Source organism: Bacillus sp. DHT2, assembly GCF_026241455.1.
In the GTDB taxonomy this organism is placed as follows: domain Bacteria; phylum Bacillota; class Bacilli; order Bacillales; family Bacillaceae_G; genus Bacillus_A; species Bacillus_A pseudomycoides.
Map to the genome: position 1 here is coordinate 385,945 of NZ_JAPHWH010000004.1, position 21,472 is coordinate 407,416.

Here is a 21,472-nt window from a genome sequence, read left to right on the forward strand (position 1 = left end):
AAACAATTGAAGGTTATTTTTAACAGATGATTATACTGTTATTTGTGATGCCTTTAATTTGCGTTTTTCAGAATAGGATTGGCTTTGTATAGTTGGATCTAAAAGGGATAGTCTCTTTTGGTGTACACCTATATATAATTATGCCTCCTATTCTGAATGGATATAGGGGGCATTTTTTTGTCTCCTAAACTGGATAAAAGGGGATGTTACTATGTTTTTATTAGAAGCTAATCATATAAAGTACTATGTACAGGATCGTTTATTACTAAATGTGGACCAATTGCAAATTCATCAAAATGCTCGAATTGGGTTAGTTGGTAAAAACGGAAGCGGGAAAACGACGTTATTTCAAATGTTGGCTGGAAAAATTTCTCCAGAAGAAGGAAATGTTATTCAACGTACTAGGTGTGAGCTTTTGCCGCAGCTTAAACGAACAGATACAACAAAAAGTGGTGGGGAAGTGACGCAAGAATATGTCCAAAAAGCTCTTATGAAAGATGCTGAGCTTTTACTTGCAGATGAACCGACTACAAATCTTGATACAGAACATATCGAATGGTTGGAGAAAAAGTTGAAAAGTTGGCAAGGGGCATTTATCATTATTTCGCATGACCGTGCATTTTTAGATGCTCTTTGTACAACGATATGGGAATTGAATGAAGGGAAAATAAAAGAGTATACAGGCAACTATAGTGATTATGTAAAACAAAAAGAAATAGAGCTAAATCAAGAACAATTAGCGTATGAAAAGTATGAGAAAAAGAAAAAGCAGTTGGAAGAAGCGTTAAAGTTAAAAGAGAAAAAAGCTGAAAGAGCAACAAAGGCGCCAAAAAAGGTAAGTAAATCCGAAGCGAGAATTACAGGAGCAAAGCCATACTTTGCCAAAAAGCAAAAGAAGCTACAAAAAACAGCAACGGCCATCGAAACGAGATTAGAAAAACTTGAAAAGGTAGAAAAAGTAAAGGGGCTCTCACCAATTAAGATGAATTTGCCAAATGCAGCAACGTTTAAAAACCGGATTATTCTTCGTGTAGATGGTGTAACAGGTAAAGTTGGGGAACGTGTGCTTTGGAGCAAAACAAGTTTTCACATTCGGGGCGGTGATAAATTAGCGATTATCGGTTCAAATGGAAGTGGGAAAACGACATTTGTCAAAAAAATCATGAACCAAGAGTATGGCATTAAGCTTTCACCAGCTGTTAAAATTGGCTATTTTAGTCAAAACTTAAACATATTAGATACGGAGAAATCAATTATCGAAAATGTCCAACTCTCTTCAAAACAGGATGAAACACTGATTCGAACGGTTCTTGCGAGAATGCATTTTTTCAGAGATGATGTTTATAAGCCGGTAGGGGTTTTAAGTGGTGGTGAGCGAGTGAAAGTAGCGCTGACAAAGCTATTTTTAAGTGATATTAATACTTTAGTGTTAGATGAGCCGACGAACTTTCTTGATATGGAAGCTGTTGAAGCGTTAGAGTCTCTTCTAAAAGAATATGAAGGAAGTGTAATCTTTGTCTCGCATGATCGCCGGTTTATCGAAAATATTGCTACGCGCATTTTAACAATCCGTAATCAAAAGATTGAATTATTTGAAGGGAATTATCAGCAATATAAACTCAATCAAGTGGAAAAGACGCGAGATACGAAAGAAGATAAGCTTCTTTTACTTGAAACAAAAATATCGGAAGTGCTAAGTCGCTTAAGTATTGAACCGTCCGAAGAATTAGAAATAGAATTTCAAAAACTTTTAAAAGAAAAACGAGAATTATAATTAAAGTTGATTAGAAAAAAGTACATCACGACTAATGGAGTGATGTACTTTTTTTGAGCTAGGTGTTGTCTTTTGTTTTTGCTAACATGCGGATAGAACTACTGATCATGGAAGTAAGAGTGCAACAATCTTGTTTGTCTCTTTCTTCATCTTTGCTGATATAAAATAATCTAAAGAAAACTTCTTCCATTCAACTTTATAAAAATATATAAATTTAATGATTTTATGTATATAGATGAAATCGAAGTTGTGTTGCTGGAAAAAGAAATAAAACCAGTATAGAATAGAAAATGTTTTAAAAATCAGAAATTATTACAGTAAGTGTAATGTTAATTAGTTACATTTTCTGTTTTTTAGGGAAGGAGAGAGTGAATTATGCAGGCAGTTTCAAAGGAAAATAAAATAGCTTCACCAACGATATATCGTATTTTATTTGCGATTAGTTTCGGTCATTTTTTAAATGACTCGATGCAAGCTGTTGTACCGGCACTGTTTCCTATTTTGGAAAAGTCGATGAATTTGTCTTATATGCAGGTAGGATGGATTGCATTCGCGTTAAATATGACGTCATCGATTATGCAGCCGGTGTTTGGGATGTATTCAGATAAGAAGCCATCTCCATTTTTATTACCGCTCGGTATGTTTTCGAGTATGCTTGGGATGATTGGACTTGCGTTCGCACCAAACTTTATTATCGTTATTATTTCAGTTTTATTTATCGGATTAGGATCAGCAGTCTTTCATCCTGAAGGCGCACGTGTTGCTTATATGGCAGCTGGTGCAAAGCGAGGGTTAGCGCAGTCAATTTATCAAGTAGGAGGAAATACAGGGAATTCTCTTGCACCAATTTTTACAGCGCTAATTTTTGTTCCGCTTGGGCAATTTGGATCACTTGGATTCACGGCTTTTGCAGCGGTAGGTATTGTGTTATTAATTTTTGTTTCAAATTGGTACAAAAATGAGTTAGTAAATGGTGCGGTGCGAAGAAAGAAACGAGCTGCACTTGAGGCGGAGAATGCAATTGTTAGTAAGCATATTAAGTTTGTAATTGTTCTTCTTGTTTTCTTAACCTTTGTTCGTTCTTGGTATGGAGCTGGCATTGGGAACTTCTATCAGTTTTATTTAATCGAGCATTATGGTTTGTCTATTAAAAATGCACAGTACTTTGTATTTGCTTTTATGATTGCTGGGGTACTGGGTACATTCTTTGGTGGGCCATTAGCAGATCGATTTGGTAAGAAAAATATTATCGTATTTTCAATGCTAGGTTCTGCGCCGCTTGCACTTTTATTACCACATGTTTCTCTAGCGTGGGTTGTGCCATTATTTTTATGTATAGGTTTTATTAGTTCCAGTAGCTTTAGTGTTATTGTTGTGTATGCGCAGGAGCTTGTTCCGGGAAAAGTTGGAATGGTGTCAGGGTTAATTGTCGGTCTTGCGTTTGGCCTTGGAGCATTAGGTGCCGTTGTTCTTGGGAAATTAGCAGACGTGTATAGTCTGCAATTTATTATGGTATTATGTAGTTGTTTACCATTAATTGGACTTACGTCATGGTTACTACCAAGCGATCGAAAAACACAATAGAATAGGGGATGCGCTATGAAACTATGTAAAAATGTTACAGAATTAATTGGAGATACACCTGTCTTACGGTTATCGCGATTCGTTCCAGAAGATGCGGCAGATGTGTATGTGAAATTGGAAATGTTTAATCCATCTCGTAGTGTGAAAGACCGAGCGGCGTATAATTTAATTCATATGGCGGAAGAGCAAGGGCTCATTAAGCCAGGTGATACGATTATTGAACCAACAAGTGGAAATACAGGGATTGGTTTAGCGATGAACGCAGCTGCTAAAGGATACAAAGCGATTTTAATTATGCCAGATAATATGTCAAAAGAACGGATTAACTTGCTTAAGGCATATGGGGCTGAAGTTGTTTTGACACCTGCAGAACAAAGAATGCCAGGAGCAATTGCGAAGGCGGTAGAATTACAAAAACAAATATCAAATAGCTTTATTCCGCAGCAGTTTGAAAATCCAGCAAACCCGAATATTCATCGCTATACAACAGCTCTTGAAATTTATGAACAAATGGATGGAAAGCTAGATGCATTTGTAGCAACTGCTGGAACTGGTGGAACCATTACTGGCACAGGAGAAATATTGAAAGAGAAACTACCAAATTTATATATTGCAGTAGTTGAACCGAAAGGATCTCCTGTTTTATCTGGTGGTGTGCCGGGTCCTCATAAACTAGTTGGAACAAGCCCAGGGTTTATTCCGAAAAACTTAAATACGGAAATATATAATGAAATTATTCAAATTGCGGATGAAGAAGCGCTTAGTACAATGAGAAATCTAGCAAAACAAGAGGGAATATTAGTAGGACCATCTTCAGGTGCCTCGGTCTATGCTGCAATCACGATAGCAAAACAATTAGGTGCTGGTAAGAAAGTGTTATGTATTGCACCTGATACGGGAGAGCGTTATTTAAGTATGGGATTGTTTGAATAAGAAACATAACAAAGAAGAGATTGTATGTATCATATACAATCTCTTCTTTGTTTTATTTTACTAATTTTTTTAATATAGGTAAACGACCAATCCGATCACCAAGAATATGTGATGCTAGGCCACTTGTTAATACGAAAGTAAGATAGACAATTCCTCCAACCACGCCGCAAATAATAACGATTAGCAATGATTCGATATAAGGTTGTCCAGGGATCAACCATCCGATAATCGCTTTTAATCCTATTACGACAGCGGACATTGCTGCGGAGTAAATTGTAATAAGAAATACTGTTTTAGCTGTTTCTGCAATATCAAACTTTGCAAATTTGACGATGCAATATAGCATAATGATATCAGAAACGAGATATCCAAGAATTGTGCCAAGTACTGCTCCATGCCCACCTAATAGATATAGAAGTGGCGTATTCACTAAGATTTTTACGAGAATACCAACTGAGAATGCAATCATTGTTTTTCGCTGATAATCAATGCCTTGTAAAATGGCTGCTGAAACAGTGAAAATCGCACTTAATACTGCTGATGGTGCATAAGAAATTAAATATTGAGACCCGCCTAAAGCGGTATCAGGACTCATATATACCATGCGGAATGCATCATATGCGATGCTAGCGAGTCCAAATGCAGCAGGGATTGTGAAGAATAATAATAATTGGAAAATCTTTGTAATTTGTTCTTGTAATTCTTCTAGTTTCCCGCTTGTAAATGATTTTGTTATCGCTGGAATAATCGTAAGTGAAAATCCAGTTGCGAGCGAAGCGGGAATCATAATTAATTTTTGAGCATAGTTCGTTATATAAGCGAAAATCGCATTCGCAGTTTCAAGCGGTGTTCCAATTGCTCTTAGTGCATCAGCAACTGTATATTGATCCACTAAAGTATAAAGTGGAATAGCGATCCCTACAAAAACAATAGGGATTGCGTAACGAAGTAGCTCCATATAAATGCTTTTTAATGAAACGTTTGAAGCCCTTGTTTTTAGTTCGCCTGCAGGTGGTTTTAAATGATTATATCTTTTCCAATACATGATTAAAATTGAAACGCTGGCAATTGCTCCAATAACAGCTCCGAATGTAGCGACTGCAACAGAAGAAGCAACGGAACCACCTAGTAATTTTGAAACGATAAAACTACCTACTAAAATGAAAATGACACGTGCAATTTGTTCCACAACTTGAGAAACAGCACTTGGCTTCATATGTTGGAATCCTTGGAAGTATCCACGTGTTACACTCATTGCTGGAACAATAATGAGCGCAAAACTTAATGCTCGCATTGTAAGTGTTACATCAGCGATAAACCCCGGATCAGGTGTTTTGGAACGAATAATAAACTGCGATACGTAAGGTGCTCCGATAAATAAGATTAAAAATCCAGCGAAACCCATAAGCAGCATGATTTTTACACTAGAATTATACAGTTTCTTACTTGTGTTATAGTCACCTAATGCATTATATTTAGCAACAAATTTCGACACAGCAATTGGAATGCCGGCTGTTGAAAAGCTAAGCAAGATGCCATACCAAGAATATGCATACGCATATAAAGCAACCCCTTGTTCACCAACTAATAGTTGAAAGGGGAAGAAGTATATAAAGCCTAAAATACGCGAAATCATTGTGGCTCCGCTTAGTAAAGCTGTACCTTTTAAAACTTTTGAAGTAGACAAAACCTTTCCTCCTACTCGTGCTCTGTTACAATCATCCTATACTACTATAAACCTGTCAGTGGATTTTATAAAGCATAAACCATAAGTCGTGCAATAGTATTCATCAAAAAGTCATATTTTGAATTTTTATAGCAACAAATAGCAAATTAATACATAAAAATTCAAAAAAATCAGTTGACACTCTTTTTATTGTATGATAAAAATGATAGTAATCAATTCGGAAAACATATAGTTGGGCAATGAAAGGGTAAAGTAGTGAAAATCTCCCTATGACAGAGAGCTGATGGTTGGTGCGAATCAGTATATAGATTATTCATGAAGTTCGTCCTGGAGCATCTTTCATAAATCTCACATTGTGAGGAAATGAAAGACGGTAGTATATACCGTTATAAAATAAAGTGGTGAAGAATTTTTTCACAACTAGGGTGGTACCACGATATATATCGTCCCTACGTTTTTGCGTAGGGACGTTTTTTATTTAGGGGTTATTTTAGTTGTATCTTCATAACTAGGGTGGTACCGCGATATTTTATCGTCCCTACGTTTTCGTAGGGGCTTTTTTTATTTCGGCGGTTTCTTATTATTCTTCACAACTAGGGTGGTACCGCGATATTTTTATCGTCCCTACGTTACTGTAGGGGCGATTTTTTGTTTCTGAAGGGAAGTGGTTGTATTAGAAAGGGAAGAGGATAGAACAATACGAGTAAGTATGAAATGTAATAACAAGAAAAAATAGAAGAAGAGAGGAGATAGAAAGATGAATTCACAGCAATGGACATCGAAATTAGGTTTCGTTTTAGCTGCAGCAGGTTCAGCAATTGGCCTTGGCGCAATTTGGAAGTTTCCGTATATGGCCGGTATTGGAGGGGGCGGTGCCTTCTTCCTAATATTCATTGGTTTTACTTTACTGATTGGTTTACCTTTATTATTGGCAGAATTTTCAATCGGAAGAAGTACGCAAAAAGAGGCTGTTGATGCGTATAGAGAGATCGCTCCTAAAACATTATGGCCGTGGGTTGGTAAGTTAGGGATTGTAACATGTTTCATATTGCTTTCTTTCTACAGTGTTGTAGGAGGTTGGATTTTATTATATTTATGGAATGCAATTACAGGTAGACTATGGGAAGGAAATGGTGCATACGAAGCAACATTTGGTGAAATCATTTCCAATCCATATTTAGCAGTTGGATCACAGCTATTATTTATTCTTATTACTATTTTTATCGTAAGTAAAGGCGTGCAAAATGGTGTTGAAAAAGTAAATAAATACTTTATGCCAGCACTATTCGTTTTGTTCTTTGTGTTAATTGTTCGTGCGCTTACATTAGATGGAGCGGGAGAAGGGGTACGTTTCTTCTTACAACCTGATTTTTCGCATGTAACGTCTGAGATTGTTTTATATGCGATGGGGCAATCGTTCTTCTCATTATCTGTCGGTGTGGCAGTAATGGTAACGTATAGCTCGTACTTGCCGAAAGAAGAAAATTTACCGCGTTCAGCATTTTCTATTGTTGGTTTAACACTTGTTATTACATTACTTGCGGGACTTGCAATTTTCCCGGTTGTATTTGCATTTGGAATGGAGCCATCTCAAGGACCGGGATTACTATTTATTGTATTACCGGCTATCTTCAGTAAAATGGCATTTGGAAAACTATTTTTCATTATTTTCTTATTACTATTCTTTTTTGCTACTGTAACATCTGCAATTTCTATGTTAGAGATTAGTGTTGCTTCCTTAACGAAAAAAGGAAAGGGAAAACGTGAAAAAATGGCATTGATTGTTGGATTACTAATCTTTGTTGTTGGAATTCCATCGGCACTATCATATGGTGTATTAAGTGATGTGAAGCTCTTTGGAAAAACAGTGTTTGATTTAGCAGACTTTGCAGTAAGTAATGTTCTTATGCCGCTTGGTGTATTATTAGTTGCAATCTTCGTGCCGTTAAAAATGAAGAAAGATGTATTAATGAAAGAACTGGGTGTCAGTAAAAATAAAGGCTATAAATTATTTGTATTATGGTTATTCTTACTTCGCTATATCGCACCAATTGCAATTATTATCGTATTTTTAAATGTAATTGGAGTGATTTAAAGTACAAAAGGCTCTAGCATAACGTTATGCTAGAGCCTTTTAATTATAGAATTATCTTTTCTGCAATTCGTTTACTGTAACAAATTGATAGCCTTTTTTAGATAAAGAATCTAAAATGCTTTCAATGGTCTTTAAGGCCTTATTAGAATCGTCATACATGGAATGTAATAAAATGATAGATTCAGGTTCTACATTTTTTGTAGGACCATCATCGAAGGTTAGGGCGACGACTTTTTGATTTGTTTCTACCCGATTTGTTAATTTACCAAATAGTTGATACGTTCGTGAATTCATTAATTTATAAGTTCCAAAGAGTAGGAAGAGAAGAGTGGTTAGTATAATCAATGATGTAATGATTCTTTTGTTCATAAAGCGCCCTCACATTATTTTTAATTTTAAAAAGTAGTGGGATGCAAGTGAGGAAAATTTATCATATAATAAAGTTGAATCAAAAGGTATATTAGGAGGTGTTGATATGGCGATTACAATACAATTGCCAGACACTGCAGCGTCTCATGCAAAGCCAAGTATGGAAATGGCGATACTTTGCGTGAGGTAGACAAGTAATATTCAATCGCCAAAATGAGCTCGTATCATTTCTTTTATATTTGGCTTTGCACCTTATTGAAATGAACCATAAAAAATAAGGGGCGAGCAGAAATGAAATACGTAAAGGCAGCGACTGTTTTACCAGAAAGCTTAATTGTAGAAATTCAAAAGTATGTACAAGGTGAAACAATTTACATTCCCAAACAAGAAACTAAACATTATAAATGGGGTACACGATCTGGCGGAAGAAAGCAACTTGATGCGCGGAATAGAGACATTAAACATGCTTTTAAAAGTGGAACTACCATTCATCAATTAGCAGAGGAATACTTTCTTTCTACGGAAACGATAAAAAAAATCGTGTATTCAAAATAATAATGAAAAGCACTGATTATTCAATTAGAAATAATCAGTGCTTTTTGTGTATACTTTGTTTATGAATCGTTTTCGACATTTTATAAAATAAGTGTATTGTATACAATAAAAAGAGATCAACAATTTGTATGGAGTGATAATAATGGAAGCATTTATTAGAAGTGATCAATATAATTTTATAAAATCACAAACTCATATTCTAGCGCATGGACACGCAACAGCAAACGATAGAGGTGTTATTGCTGCGCTGAAGTCTCTTGCAATAGAAAAAGTGTTACATGTTTTTGAAAATCTTACTGATGAACAAAAAAAAATAATCGATACGATTTTGGCAGTTGAAAATAGAGAGAACGCAGAATCGTTTTTACTTCAGTTAAATCCATATGTTATTCCGTTTCAGGAAATTACACCACAAGCGTTAAAAAAAATATTTCCTAAAGCTAAAAAATTGAAGCTTCCTGAAATAGAAGAAATAAATATGAAAGAAATGTCGTATTTAGGTTGGATTGATAAAGGAACGGGCAGAAAGTTTATTATAGCAAAGAACGGAAATAAGTTTGTTGGCCTACAGGGAACATTTCAAAGTATAAATAAAAAGAGTATTTGTTCATTGTGTCATGGTCACGAAGAAGTAGGTCTGTTTTTAGTTGAAATAAAAGGTGATGTACCAGGTACTTTTGTTAAAAAAGGAAACTATATTTGTAAAGATAGTATAGCATGTAATCAGAATATGACTTCGCTTGATAAATTACATGACTTTATTGAGAGATTGAGGAAATAAATTATTGCAAAAGATCGTACTAAACTACATTCATCACTATAATTGTGTGTGAGTTCAAGAAAACAAAAATGACCTGTTCCCTAAAGAATAGAGGGAACAGGTCTAGGGATACTTTTCAATAGGTAGGAGATGTAAATCTCTACCCATTGAAATTCACTTAGATCATAACGCCATTATCTGCAAAGTGATACCACTTTCCATCAATGAACAGGTAGCTAGTAGCCATGGAACCATTTGTATTTAGATAATACCAAGTAGATCCTTCTTTTAACCAGCCAGTAGCCACAGAACCATTTGTATTTAGATAATACCAAGTAGATCCTTCTTTTAACCAGCCAGTAGCCATAGTCCCATTTGTATTTAGATAATACCAAGTAGATCCTTCTTTTAACCAGCCAGTAGCCATAGAACCATTTGCATTTAGATAGTACCAAGTAGATCCTTCTTTTAACCAGCCAGTAGCCATAGTCCCATCTCCATAAAAGAAATACCAAGTCCCTTTTATATTTTTCCATGCTGTAGCCATGGAACCATCTTCATTATAGTAATACCAAGTGCCTTTATAGGGCCCACTAGTAATCTCACGCCAACCTGTCACCATAGTCCCATTATCATTAAAATAATACCCTTTATCATTAATCAATTTTTCTCCTATAGCCATGGAACCATCTTCATTGTAGTAATGCCATCCGTCGGAACCACCAAAGTGTTTCCAACCTGTCACCATGCTGCCATTATCATTAAAGTAAAATGTTTGTCCTATAATCGTTTTTTTACCTGTGGCCATGAATCCTTCTTCATCGAAGTAATACCAAGTGCCTTTAATATTTTTCCAATCTTTAACCATGGAGCCATCTTCATTAAAATAACGCCATTTTCCGTTATAAGACACAGGTCCATTAAATTGTTTCCAACCTGTCATCATAGCTCCATTATCATTAAAATAATATGTTTTTTTATTAATAGTTTTCAAGTCTGTAACCATAATTCCATCTTTACCAAAGAAATACCAAGTGCCGACGATCTTTTTCCAATCTTTAGCTGTATTACCATCTTCATTAAAGTAATACCAAGAACCTCCATATTTTGACCAATGTGGAACCATAGCCCCATTTTCTTCACCTTGCTCAATTGCATATGTATGATTCTGAACAACTACATTTTCTTTTGCATGAGAAACTGTAGGAACTACAAACATTGCAGTCATTAAAATTGGTAAAATAGATTTCTTCATTTTCCATATCCCCCAAATAATGAATAATTTTAGTTTTTATTTTCACAAAAGAATTATATTCTGTAATATTGAAATAATCAATGTGTCTTGTAATATAAATGTAATATTTTTTGATTTATTGAAATTTAATTTGCTTTTTTGTCATAAATTAAGTGGGTTTGCAATTTAAGTAATTTACTTTATTTCTTGAATCATTATCATCCCTTGAATAGACCGCACCAATTACAATTATATATGTAAAATAAAAACGCCTATTATATCATGTGTGCCATTTTATAAACGCACTCTTTTAATAAGTGATTTATGAAATTTCTTGTCTTTTAATAAAAACTATTTTTCATACTTTGTATGTTGATTAGAATAAGCTATGCAATTATGCATAGACAGAAAAAGAGTGAATAGAGGGTAACGAATCATTTTCTATATGGCATGATTTTTGCATTTTAATAAAAAACATTCATATAAAAAAAGTTTCTTTCGGATGCAAAAAATTATGTTTGAAAAGGGGAAATGAGAAATGAAATATCCACTAACACCAGATGTAAAACCAGAGTTTTGTACGACAGGTACATTTATGAGATTGCCATCAAGTAATGAGCAAGCAAAAGTTGCTATTTTAGGAATGCCATTTGATACTGCTGCTTCTTTTCGCGTTGGTGCTCGTTTTGCTCCACAAGCAATTCGTCAGGCATCGATGACCTTATTTCCATATCATCCAATTCACCATGTATACCCATTTGATGACACAAATGCGATTGATATTGGTGATGTTTCTGTGATTCCACATAATATTCATCGCAGCTATGATTTAATAGAGGAAGCCGTTTTTGGGTTAATGCAGCAAGGAATTATCCCGATAGGTCTTGGAGGGGATCATTCTGTTACATTAGCAAGCCTTCGTGCGGCAGCGAAAGTTCATGGACCTGTGGCAATGATTCATTTCGATTCGCACACAGATACATGGGATACATATTATGAGGAAAAATATTGGCACGGTTCGCCGTTTATACGTGCACATGAAGAAGGGCTACTACAGCCAGACAAAGTATTTCAAATTGGAATTCGTGGAACATTGAATCATCCTGGTGATATAGAAGCTAGCAATGACTTAGGATATAACGTTATTACAACAGCAGAATTATGTAATCGTGGTTTTGAAAGTATCCTTGAGCAAATGCGAACAACGATTGGCGATACACCGTGTTTCTTAACGTTTGATATTGATTTTGTAGATCCATCTTGTGCGCCTGGTACAGGGACATTAGAAGTTGGGGGATTTAACAGTCGTGAGACATTAAATATGGTGCGTTCATTAAGTGGTTTTAATTATATTGGTTTCGATTTAGTGGAAGTGTTACCGCCATATGATCAAGCTCAAATTACTTCTTTATTAGCTGCGACACTAGTACATGATTTTGCTAGTTTGATTGCGTTGCAGTTAAAAAATGAAGTGAATAAGTAAGGAGTTAATTATTATACTGAAATATAAAAAGGCCGATGAAACAATTTTTCATCAGCCTTAAAGATGTCTGTTTATTATTTCTGTTGCCAATTTTCCTTAATAAAATCTTCACGACCAGACTCTTTACGCTCCTGAGCATATTTCTCAGGATTTTTTTTATAAAAATGTTGATGATATTCTTCCGCTTCGTAAAAAGGAGCAGCTGAACGAATTTCCGTCACGATTGGATCCTTAAACATACCGCTTTCTGCTATTGCTAGCTTTGATTTTTCGGCTAGCTCTTTTTGCGATTCATTATGATAAAAAATCGCTGTGCGATAGGATGGTCCACGGTCAAAAAATTGCCCGCCATCATCAGTTGGATCAATTTGTGGCCAGTATAAATCTAGTAATTTTTGATAAGAGAAAATAGAAGGATTGAAAGTAATTTGAACAACTTCTAAATGCCCAGATGTTCCAGACTTTACTTGTTCGTATGTTGGGTTTGGGGTGTGGCCACCAGCATAGCCTGAAACAACTTTTTGAATACCTGGAAGTTCATCAAATGGTTTTACCATGCACCAAAAGCAGCCGCCTGCAAAGGTTGCGAGTTCGTATGTTTTTTCTGTCATTGCTGTAATCCTCCTAAATAGATATGTTTTATCTAGTATTATATAAATTGTTTTATTGCGCAATAAAAAAGATTTGAAACTATATGTTTTTTTATAAACAAGAACCACCGCTCACATCAATTAATTGTCCAGTAACCCATCGGCTGTCAGAGGAAGCAAGAAATGCAGCGGTATCTGCAATATCTTCTACTTCTCCTAAACGGCCGAAAGCAGAGATTTCAGTTGCATATCGTTTCATCATTGGATCACTTAAGAGTTCAGCATTCATATCTGTTTTAATAAAGCCTGGTAGTATCGCATTAACTGTAATCCCTCTTGCTCCAAGTTGCTTTGCTAGTGTAAAAGTCATTGTGTTGATCGCGCCTTTTGTCATGCTGTAGGCAATGAAATCGGGTAAAGAAATTCGTGTTGCAGCTGATGAAATATTGATAATACGGCTATTGTCACGTAAACGTGACAATGCCTGTTGAATAATAAAAAATGGGGCTTTTGTATTCACGGAAATCATTCGATCGAAAAAGTCTTCAGTTGTTTCTTCAATAAAGGCTCCCGGACCGATTCCTGCGTTATTTACTAAAATATCAAATTTATTTTCACCTGTATGTTTTTGCAATTTGTCATCTAAAGATTGGTAAAGAGATTCTACACCATGTAACGATTTGAGGTTACCATTTATAGAAAAAGCTGAACCGCCATTTGATTGAATTTCCTGCACTGTTTCTTCTGCATCGCTTTTACGATTTCCATAATGAACAGCAACTAATGCACCGTCGTTTGCTAAGCGTTTTGCAATAGCGCGTCCAATTCCACGGCTTGCTCCAGTAACCAATGCAACTTTTCCTTTTAACATATTCACATCATCTCCTTAATAATTTTACATATGTATGAAGCTGTCTTTTCTAATAGACAAGCCTTAAGTAATATATGAGTGTTGAATTGAGATTCATTCCTTTTTTATTTTGATAAAAAGTTCGGATTATAATTTAAAATAAAATTTTTCAAAAAACATGTTGACAATGAAAAGAATGAAGTCCTATAATACGTGTAATAACTTAAAAGTTAATTTAGAATTTTCTAATTTTTATATATTGTATATGCAAAGAAGAGGAAAGTAGATGATTATGAAAGTTTCAGAGAGCTGCCCCATGGCTGTGAGGGTGGTAACGATCGAATCATTGAAGATCACCTTGGAGCATCGCTTGCGAAAGGGAAACCGAGTAGAGAGCGGCGGTTTCATCCCCGGTAAAAGGGTGATAGTCTGATAGGACTTACAGAGCTTATATTTTGTGAGAAATATAAGGAAGCTGAGTGGTACCGCGAAACTCTCGCCTCAGCAATCAAAGCTACTATGACGTAGTGATTGATTGCTGAGGCGAGAGTTTTTACTTTAGAAAAGAGAATAGAAGAATGCAAAGAAGAGGAGAGTAAACGATACAAATTGTTTCAGAGAGCTGCCCCGTGGCTGTGAGGGTGGTAACAATTGTATCGGTTGAAGATCACCTCAGAGCACTGTCCTTGAAAAAAATGAGTAGAGAGCAGCGGAGTTGTTCCCGGTAAAAGAACAAAAGTCTAATAGGACTTACAGAGCATATATTTCGCGAGAAGTATAAGGAAGCTGAGTGGTACCACGATTCCCTCGTCTCAGCAATGGATTGCTACACGTTTGTAGAAAATCGATTGTTGAGGCGAGGATATTTTTATAATTAATATACAGAATGTTCTGATAAAATGCATTCTTCTCAGCAATCGATAAAAAGATGGATTGCACATAAAGAGATAAAAAAGAGGAGCGATGTAAGATGGGTAACCAGTATATCTATATGAATGGGGAATTAGTAGAAAAAGAAAAGGCTGTTGTATCTGTTGCTTCAAGGCGTAACATGCCAGATGCACTTGATCCACGTATTAAGTCGATGAATTATTTAAATAACGTATTAGTAAAGATTGAAGCAGCACAAGCAGGTGTGCTAGAAGCACTTATGTTAAATCAACAAGGATATGTTTGTGAAGGATCGGGAGATAACGTGTTCATTGTGAAAGATGGAAAAGTAGTAACGCCACCTGCATATTTAGGGGCTCTTGAAGGGATTACAAGGAATAGTGTCATTGAACTTTGTGAAAGGTTAAATATTCCTTGTGAAGAAAGACCATTTACTCGTCACGATGTATATGTAGCGGATGAAGTGTTTTTAACAGGAACTGCTGCTGAATTAATTCCAGTTGTAAGAGTGGATTCAAGAGAAATCGGAATTGGAAAACCAGGAGAAGTAACGAAACAGTTAACAGAAGAATTTAAAAAGTTAACGAGAGAGCGAGGAGTGCGCGTTCCGGGACTAGCAGAAAGCTTAGCTTAACGAATAGGGGAAGGAGTTAGCAAAATGAAGGAACAACATGCAGTGTGTGATGAAGTGGATCATGGAGAAGTAAAAAAAGTAACAGGTGCCGGACATGTTATTCAATGTTTAAAGAAATTAGGTGTAACAACAGTGTTTGGCTATCCGGGCGGAGCTATTTTACCAGTTTACGATGCGCTGTATCGCAGTGGTTTGAAACATGTTTTAACGCGTCATGAACAAGCAGCTATTCATGGAGCAGAAGGGTATGCGAGAGCTTCTGGAGAGGTCGGGGTAGTATTTGCTACCTCCGGCCCTGGGGCTACAAACTTAGTTACTGGTTTAGCAGATGCGTATATGGATTCGATTCCTTTAGTAGTAATTACAGGGCAAGTAGCAACACCTCTCATTGGAAAAGATGGTTTTCAAGAAGCGGACGTTGTGGGAATCACAATGCCGGTTACAAAGCATAATTATCAAGTACGAGATGTGAATCAGCTATCACGTATATTGCAGGAAGCATATTATATTGCCAAAAGTGGACGACCGGGTCCGGTGTTAATTGATATTCCAAAGGATGTTCAAAATTCTATTGTAACGAATGTTTTTGAAGGAGAAGTTCAAATTCCTGGTTATAAGCCACGGATCGAACCAGACAAAATGCAGCTGGAGAGCGTGGCGGAGGCAATTTCAAAAGCAGATCGCCCGCTACTGTATATCGGCGGCGGTGTCATTCATGCAGATGCATCTGAAGAGATTCTAACATTTGCAAGAGAGAACCGTATTCCAGTTGTTTCGACTTTAATGGGACTCGGCGCTTATCCGCCGGGAGATCCACTGTTTTTAGGAATGCTAGGCATGCATGGTACGTATGCCGCAAATATGGCAGTAACGGAATGCGATTTACTTCTTGCCTTAGGTGTTCGTTTTGACGACCGAGTAACAGGAAAGTTAGAACTATTTTCACCTCATTCTAAAAAGGTATATATCGATATTGATCCAGCGGAACTTCATAAAAATGTGAAAGTAGAATATCCAGTCGTTGGAGATGTGAAGCGAGCGTTGCACATGTTGGTAGATATGCGAATAGAGTGCCAAACTGATTCATGGGTAGAGAGAGTAAGAACATGGCAAGAAGAATACTCGCTGTCATATGAACAGAGTGAATCAAAATTAAAGCCGCAGCATGTGATTCATTTAGTAAGTGAATTAACAAATGGTGAAGCAATTGTGACCACAGAAGTTGGGCAGCATCAAATGTGGGCAGCACATTTTTATAAGGCGCAAAAGCCGCGAACATTTCTAACATCTGGTGGACTAGGAACGATGGGATTTGGATTCCCAGCAGCAATCGGTGCTCAGCTTGCATTTGAGGATAAGCCAGTTGTCTGTATTGCGGGAGATGCTTCATTTCAAATGAACATTCAAGAATTGCAAACAATTGCAGAAAACAATATTCTAGTGAAAGTTTTTATTATTAATAACAAGTTTTTAGGTATGGTCAGACAATGGCAAGAGATGTTCTATGAAAATCGTTTATCAGAATCACAGATTGGATCGCCTGATTTTGTAAAAGTAGCAGAAGCATATGGAGTAAAAGGTTTGCGCGCTACAAATCCGATTGAAGCGAAACAAGTCATGTTAGAAGCATTTTGTCATCAAGGACCAGTTGTTGTTGATTTTTGTGTAGAAGAGGGCGAAAACGTATTTCCAATGGTCCCTCCTAATAAAGGGAATCATGAAATGATTATGAAGAGGTGGCAAGAATGAGTCATACTTTTTCACTCGTTGTCAATAACGATCCTGGAGTTTTACTAAGAGTAAGTGGAATTTTTGCTCGGCGTGGTTATAATATTTCTTTTTTAAATTTAAATGAAGGAGAAACAAGAGAGATTTCGGAAATGAAACTTACGACAGTTTGTACAGAAAATGAAGCGATATTGCTCGTAAATCAGTTAAAAAAGTTAATTGATGTCTTGCAAGTAAATAAATTATAAGGAGTGTATGTGAAGATGAAAACATATTATGAAAAAGATGCAAATTTAGAGGTATTAGCAGGGAAAACGGTGGCAGTAGTTGGTTATGGGTCACAAGGTCATGCGCAAGCTCAAAATTTACGTGATTCCGGTGTTCATGTTGTAGTGGGTGTTCGTCCAGGAAAATCTTTTAACGTAGCGAAAGCGGATGGTTTTGAAGTAATGTCAGTTTCAGAAGCGGTAAGAACCGCAGACGTTGTACAAGTATTATTGCCAGATGAACAGCAGGCGCATGTATATCGAAATGAAGTAGAAAAGAATCTTCGCGAAGGACAGATGTTGCTTTTCTCACATGGATTTAATATTCACTTTGGACAAATTCAGCCACCAAGTTACGTAGATGTAGCGATGGTTGCGCCAAAAAGTCCAGGACATCTTGTTCGCCGCGTATTTCAAGAAGGAAATGGTGTTCCAGCTTTAGTTGCCGTTTATCAAAATGCGACTGGAAACGCTTTTGATGTAGCTCTTGCATATGCCAAAGGAGTTGGTTGTACACGTGCTGGTGTAATTGAAACATCATTCCAAGAAGAAACAGAGACGGATTTATTTGGAGAACAGGCTGTATTATGCGGCGGGGTAACTGCACTTGTGAAAGCAGGCTTTGAAACGTTAACAGAAGGTGGATATCGTCCGGAGATTGCATATTTCGAATGCTTACATGAGCTAAAGTTAATTGTTGATTTAATGTACGAAGGTGGTCTAACGAATATGCGCCATTCTATTTCAGATACAGCAGAGTTTGGTGACTATGTAACAGGATCTAGAATTGTTACAGATGAAACGAAAAAAGAAATGAAACGAGTTCTTGCGGAGATTCAGCAAGGCGAATTTGCAAAGAAATGGATTTTAGAAAATCAAGCAGGACGTCCAACTTACAATGCGATGAAAAAGGCAGAGCAAAATCATCAACTTGAAAAAGTAGGAGCAGAATTACGAGAGATGATGACTTGGATCCAGCAGCCAAAGGGGAAAGAGTTAGTGAAAAAGTAGTAGGAGATAGATAAGTGAAAATGAACAGAAGGGACTTGAAAAGATGAGAAGTGACATGATTAAAAAGGGATTTGACAAAGCACCACATCGTAGTTTATTAAAAGCAACTGGTTTAAAAGATGAAGACTTTGATAAGCCGTTTGTAGCAATTTGTAATTCTTTCATTGAAATTATTCCAGGTCATAAACATTTAAATGAATTTGGTCGTCTTGTAAAAGAAGCGGTACGTGCAGCTGGTATGGTTCCGTTTGAGTTTAATACAATTGGGGTAGATGATGGGATTGCGATGGGGCATATCGGTATGCGCTATTCGCTCCCAAGCCGTGAAATTATCGCCGATTCAGTGGAAACAGTAGTAAATGCACACTGGTTTGATGGGATGATTTGTATTCCGAACTGTGACAAAATCACACCAGGTATGATGATGGCCGCATTACGTGTTAACATTCCGACTGTATTTGTTTCTGGTGGTCCAATGGCTGCAGGGAAAACATCAAAAGGAGAAGTAGTCGACTTAAGTTCCGTTTTTGAAGGGGTAGGTGCCTATCAATCTGGGAGAATTTCAGAAGAAGAGTTAAAGGATATTGAAGATCACGGTTGTCCATCTTGTGGTTCTTGTTCAGGTATGTTCACTGCAAATTCAATGAACTGTTTATGTGAAGTATTAGGGCTTGCGCTTCCTGGGAATGGTAGCATTTTAGCAACAGACCCAAGGCGTGAAGAACTAATTCAACAAGCAGCTGAAAAATTAAAAGTATTAATTGAATGTGATATTAAACCACGAGATATCGTAACAGAAGAAGCGATTGACGATGCATTTGCATTAGATATGGCGATGGGAGGATCAACAAATACGGTATTACATACGTTAGCAATCGCACAGGAAGCGGGACTTGATTATGATATGAGCCGAATTGATGCAGTTTCAAGACGCGTTCCACATTTATGTAAAGTGAGCCCAGCTTCTAATTGGCATATGGAAGATATTGATCGTGCAGGTGGTATCAGCGCTATTTTAAAAGAGTTAAGTAGAAAAGAAGGTGTACTCCATCTGGACCGTATTACAGCTACTGGCCAGACATTACGAGAAAACATCGCTCATGCAGAAATTCAAGATAAAGAAGTAATTCACTCTCTTGAAAATCCTCATAGTGAAGAAGGTGGTCTGCGTATATTAAAAGGAAACCTTGCAAAAGATGGTGCTGTTATTAAAAGTGGTGCAACAGAAGTGAAACGTTTCGAAGGACCATGTGTTATTTTTGGGTCTCAAGACGAGGCGCTTGCAGGGATTATGCTAGGTAAAGTGAAAAAAGGAGATGTTGTTGTTATTCGTTATGAAGGCCCAAGAGGTGGACCTGGTATGCCAGAAATGTTAGCTCCAACTTCAGCAATTGCTGGTATGGGATTAGGCGCAGATGTTGCACTATTAACAGATGGTCGGTTTTCAGGTGCATCACGCGGCATTTCAGTAGGACATATTTCACCAGAAGCTGCTGCTGGCGGAGAGATTGCACTTCTCGAGCAAGGCGATATTGTATGTATTGATGTAGAGGAACGTTTACTTGAAGTGAGAGTAAGTGATGAAGAATTAGAAAAACGGAGAAAAGAATGGAAAAAACCAGAGTTAAAAGTGAAAACAGGATGGCTTGGGCGCTATGCACAAATGGTAACATCAGCGAATACAGGTGCAGTGCTAAAAATGCAAAATTTTGATTAAATCTATATAAAAGAGATAAGGAATGATACGAGATGGTGCAAAATGTAAGGGAGAGAGTGAAAATCGAAGATATCCTTGTGGCTCATAATCATATGAAGGATATCGTCAATAAAACACCGCTCCAGCGGGATTCAGTTTTATCTGAGAAATATGAATGTGATGTATATGTGAAACGAGAAGACTTACAAGTAATTCGTTCGTTTAAAATTCGAGGTGCTTACAATTTAATTCAAAGCTTATCGAAAGAACAATTACAAAATGGGGTTGTATGTGCTAGTGCTGGTAATCATGCGCAAGGGGTTGCTTATACGTGTAATTTATTGAAGATTCAGTCTAAAATTTTTATGCCAACAACAACACCTAAGCAAAAAGTATCTCAAGTACAATTTTTTGGTGGTACTTATGCGGAAATTGTGTTAGTTGGGGACACATTTGATAGCTCTTTCCAAGAAGCGCAGCGCTATTGTGAGGAAAATAGCATGATGTTTGTTCATCCGTTTGATGATCCATATGTAATTGCGGGTCAAGGGACAGTCGCTGTTGAAATCTTACACGATATGGAGAAACATGTGGAGTATGTCTTCACAGCAATTGGTGGCGGTGGTTTAGCATCAGGTATTGGTACATATGTAAAAGGTGTGAGTCCTACGACAAAAGTAATCGGTGTGGAACCAAAGGGAGCAGCATCGATGAAAGAAGCTTTTTTACAAAATGAAAACGTGGCCCTAGAAAAAATCGATAGTTTCGTTGATGGAGCAGCTGTCAAAAAGGTAGGGAAATTAACCTTTGAAACGTGTAAAGACGTATTGGATGATATTGTATTGATTCCTGAAGGGAAAATTTGTACAACGATTTTAGAATTGTACAAAAAAAATGCAATCGTTGCGGAGCCAGCTGGTGCTCTTTCAATTGCAGCACTCGATTTTTATAAGGACGAAATTAAAGGGAAAACCGTTGTTTGTACGTTAAGTGGTGGAAATAACGATATTGATAGAATGCAGGAAATGAAAGAACGCTCTCTCATTTACGAAGGGTTAAAACATTATTTTATTATTGAATTTCCGCAACGTTCAGGAGCATTGCGAGAATTTCTTGATAAAGGATTAGGATCAGAGGATGACATCACTCGTTTTGAGTATATTAAAAAACATAATAAAGAAAATGGACCTGCACTCGTTGGAGTGGAGCTAAAACATAAAGAAGATTATGAACCGTTAATTACCCGTTTTCGAGAAAATAATATTCAATTTATGGAGTTAAATAAAAATCCTGTTTTGTTTGATTTGTTAATTTAATATACAAAAAGAAAGG

At 36.7% G+C, this 21,472-nt stretch carries 17 protein-coding genes, 1 pseudogene and 2 other annotated features; of the genes and pseudogenes, 13 read left to right on the forward strand and 5 right to left on the reverse strand.

The annotated features are described in order from the left end of the window. Positions 1-211: 211 nt before the first annotated feature. The 3 genes from ORL93_RS13270 to cysK all read left to right on the forward strand — a co-directional run bounded on the left by ORL93_RS13270 (position 212) and on the right by cysK (position 4,291). The gene (locus ORL93_RS13270) at positions 212-1,774 is read left to right on the forward strand and encodes a Vga family ABC-F type ribosomal protection protein (RefSeq protein ID WP_265959123.1); all 1,563 of its coding nucleotides are present in this window, start codon (positions 212-214) and stop codon (positions 1,772-1,774) included. Positions 1,775-2,149: 375 nt separating this feature from the next. Further along, positions 2,150-3,358 (forward strand): MFS transporter, encoded by a 1,209-nt coding sequence (locus tag ORL93_RS13275; RefSeq protein WP_097794156.1) that lies wholly within the window; start codon positions 2,150-2,152, stop codon positions 3,356-3,358. A gap of 15 nt (positions 3,359-3,373) precedes the next feature. Then, complete coding sequence (gene cysK / locus ORL93_RS13280; RefSeq protein WP_098160431.1) at positions 3,374-4,291, forward strand: cysteine synthase A; 918 nt, start codon at positions 3,374-3,376, stop codon at positions 4,289-4,291. A gap of 52 nt (positions 4,292-4,343) precedes the next feature. Here cysK and ORL93_RS13285 read toward each other — a convergent pair whose 3' ends face one another. Next, positions 4,344-5,978 (reverse strand): putative polysaccharide biosynthesis protein, encoded by a 1,635-nt coding sequence (locus tag ORL93_RS13285; protein ID WP_265959124.1) that lies wholly within the window; start codon positions 5,976-5,978, stop codon positions 4,344-4,346. 230 nt (positions 5,979-6,208) lie between these two features. Then, positions 6,209-6,432: a binding site (T-box leader), on the forward strand. Positions 6,433-6,735: 303 nt separating this feature from the next. Between ORL93_RS13285 and ORL93_RS13290 the strand changes: the two genes are divergently transcribed. After that, positions 6,736-8,073, forward strand: a complete 1,338-nt coding sequence (locus ORL93_RS13290) for a sodium-dependent transporter (protein ID WP_003203801.1) — start codon at positions 6,736-6,738, stop codon at positions 8,071-8,073. Positions 8,074-8,124: 51 nt separating this feature from the next. Here ORL93_RS13290 and ORL93_RS13295 read toward each other — a convergent pair whose 3' ends face one another. Next, a complete protein-coding gene (locus tag ORL93_RS13295; RefSeq protein ID WP_265959125.1) occupies positions 8,125-8,442 on the reverse strand; it encodes a polysaccharide deacetylase family protein in 318 nt (105 codons plus the stop codon). A 291-nt stretch (positions 8,443-8,733) separates the two neighbouring features. On the opposite strand from ORL93_RS13295, the gene ORL93_RS13300 reads away from it, so the two are divergent. Further along, entirely contained in the window at positions 8,734-8,997 is a 264-nt protein-coding gene (locus ORL93_RS13300) for a CD3324 family protein (RefSeq protein ID WP_003206761.1), read from the forward strand. Between the two features lie 142 nt (positions 8,998-9,139). Further along, positions 9,140-9,778 (forward strand): FusB/FusC family EF-G-binding protein, encoded by a 639-nt coding sequence (locus ORL93_RS13305; RefSeq protein WP_097794154.1) that lies wholly within the window; start codon positions 9,140-9,142, stop codon positions 9,776-9,778. A gap of 157 nt (positions 9,779-9,935) precedes the next feature. Here ORL93_RS13305 and ORL93_RS13310 read toward each other — a convergent pair whose 3' ends face one another. Further along, the gene (locus ORL93_RS13310) at positions 9,936-11,012 is read right to left on the reverse strand and encodes an N-acetylmuramoyl-L-alanine amidase family protein (RefSeq protein WP_097794153.1); all 1,077 of its coding nucleotides are present in this window, start codon (positions 11,010-11,012) and stop codon (positions 9,936-9,938) included. Positions 11,013-11,529: 517 nt separating this feature from the next. On the opposite strand from ORL93_RS13310, the gene speB reads away from it, so the two are divergent. Further along, entirely contained in the window at positions 11,530-12,474 is a 945-nt protein-coding gene (gene speB, locus ORL93_RS13315; RefSeq protein WP_006094454.1) for an agmatinase, read from the forward strand. 74 nt (positions 12,475-12,548) lie between these two features. Here the strand turns inward: speB and msrA are convergent, their stop codons facing one another. Both msrA and ORL93_RS13325 read right to left on the reverse strand, forming a co-directional pair. Further along, complete coding sequence (msrA, locus tag ORL93_RS13320) at positions 12,549-13,085, reverse strand: peptide-methionine (S)-S-oxide reductase MsrA (RefSeq protein ID WP_018766685.1); 537 nt, start codon at positions 13,083-13,085, stop codon at positions 12,549-12,551. A gap of 91 nt (positions 13,086-13,176) precedes the next feature. Beyond that, entirely contained in the window at positions 13,177-13,935 is a 759-nt protein-coding gene (locus ORL93_RS13325; RefSeq protein WP_003202700.1) for an SDR family oxidoreductase, read from the reverse strand. A 240-nt stretch (positions 13,936-14,175) separates the two neighbouring features. Next, positions 14,176-14,421, forward strand: a binding site (T-box leader). Between the two features lie 514 nt (positions 14,422-14,935). On the opposite strand from ORL93_RS13325, the pseudogene ORL93_RS13330 reads away from it, so the two are divergent. The 6 genes and pseudogenes from ORL93_RS13330 to ilvA all read left to right on the forward strand — a co-directional run. Continuing rightward, positions 14,936-15,439, forward strand: a pseudogene (locus tag ORL93_RS13330) (aminotransferase class IV); the annotation flags it as partial. Positions 15,440-15,463: 24 nt separating this feature from the next. After that, positions 15,464-17,188 (forward strand): acetolactate synthase large subunit, encoded by a 1,725-nt coding sequence (gene ilvB / locus ORL93_RS13335; protein ID WP_098160432.1) that lies wholly within the window; start codon positions 15,464-15,466, stop codon positions 17,186-17,188. After that, positions 17,185-17,415: an ACT domain-containing protein gene (locus tag ORL93_RS13340; RefSeq protein WP_018783447.1), complete on the forward strand. Its 231-nt coding sequence runs from the start codon at positions 17,185-17,187 to the stop codon at positions 17,413-17,415. The genes ilvB and ORL93_RS13340 overlap by 4 nt, the downstream gene beginning before the upstream one ends. Before the next feature lie 15 nt (positions 17,416-17,430). Continuing rightward, entirely contained in the window at positions 17,431-18,444 is a 1,014-nt protein-coding gene (locus ORL93_RS13345) for a ketol-acid reductoisomerase (protein WP_018783448.1), read from the forward strand. 43 nt (positions 18,445-18,487) lie between these two features. After that, complete coding sequence (ilvD, locus tag ORL93_RS13350) at positions 18,488-20,161, forward strand: dihydroxy-acid dehydratase (RefSeq protein ID WP_016114381.1); 1,674 nt, start codon at positions 18,488-18,490, stop codon at positions 20,159-20,161. Between the two features lie 32 nt (positions 20,162-20,193). Beyond that, on the forward strand, positions 20,194-21,456 hold the full coding sequence (gene ilvA / locus ORL93_RS13355) for a threonine ammonia-lyase IlvA (RefSeq protein ID WP_265959126.1): 1,263 nt from the start codon (positions 20,194-20,196) through the stop codon (positions 21,454-21,456). Positions 21,457-21,472: the final 16 nt, after the last annotated feature.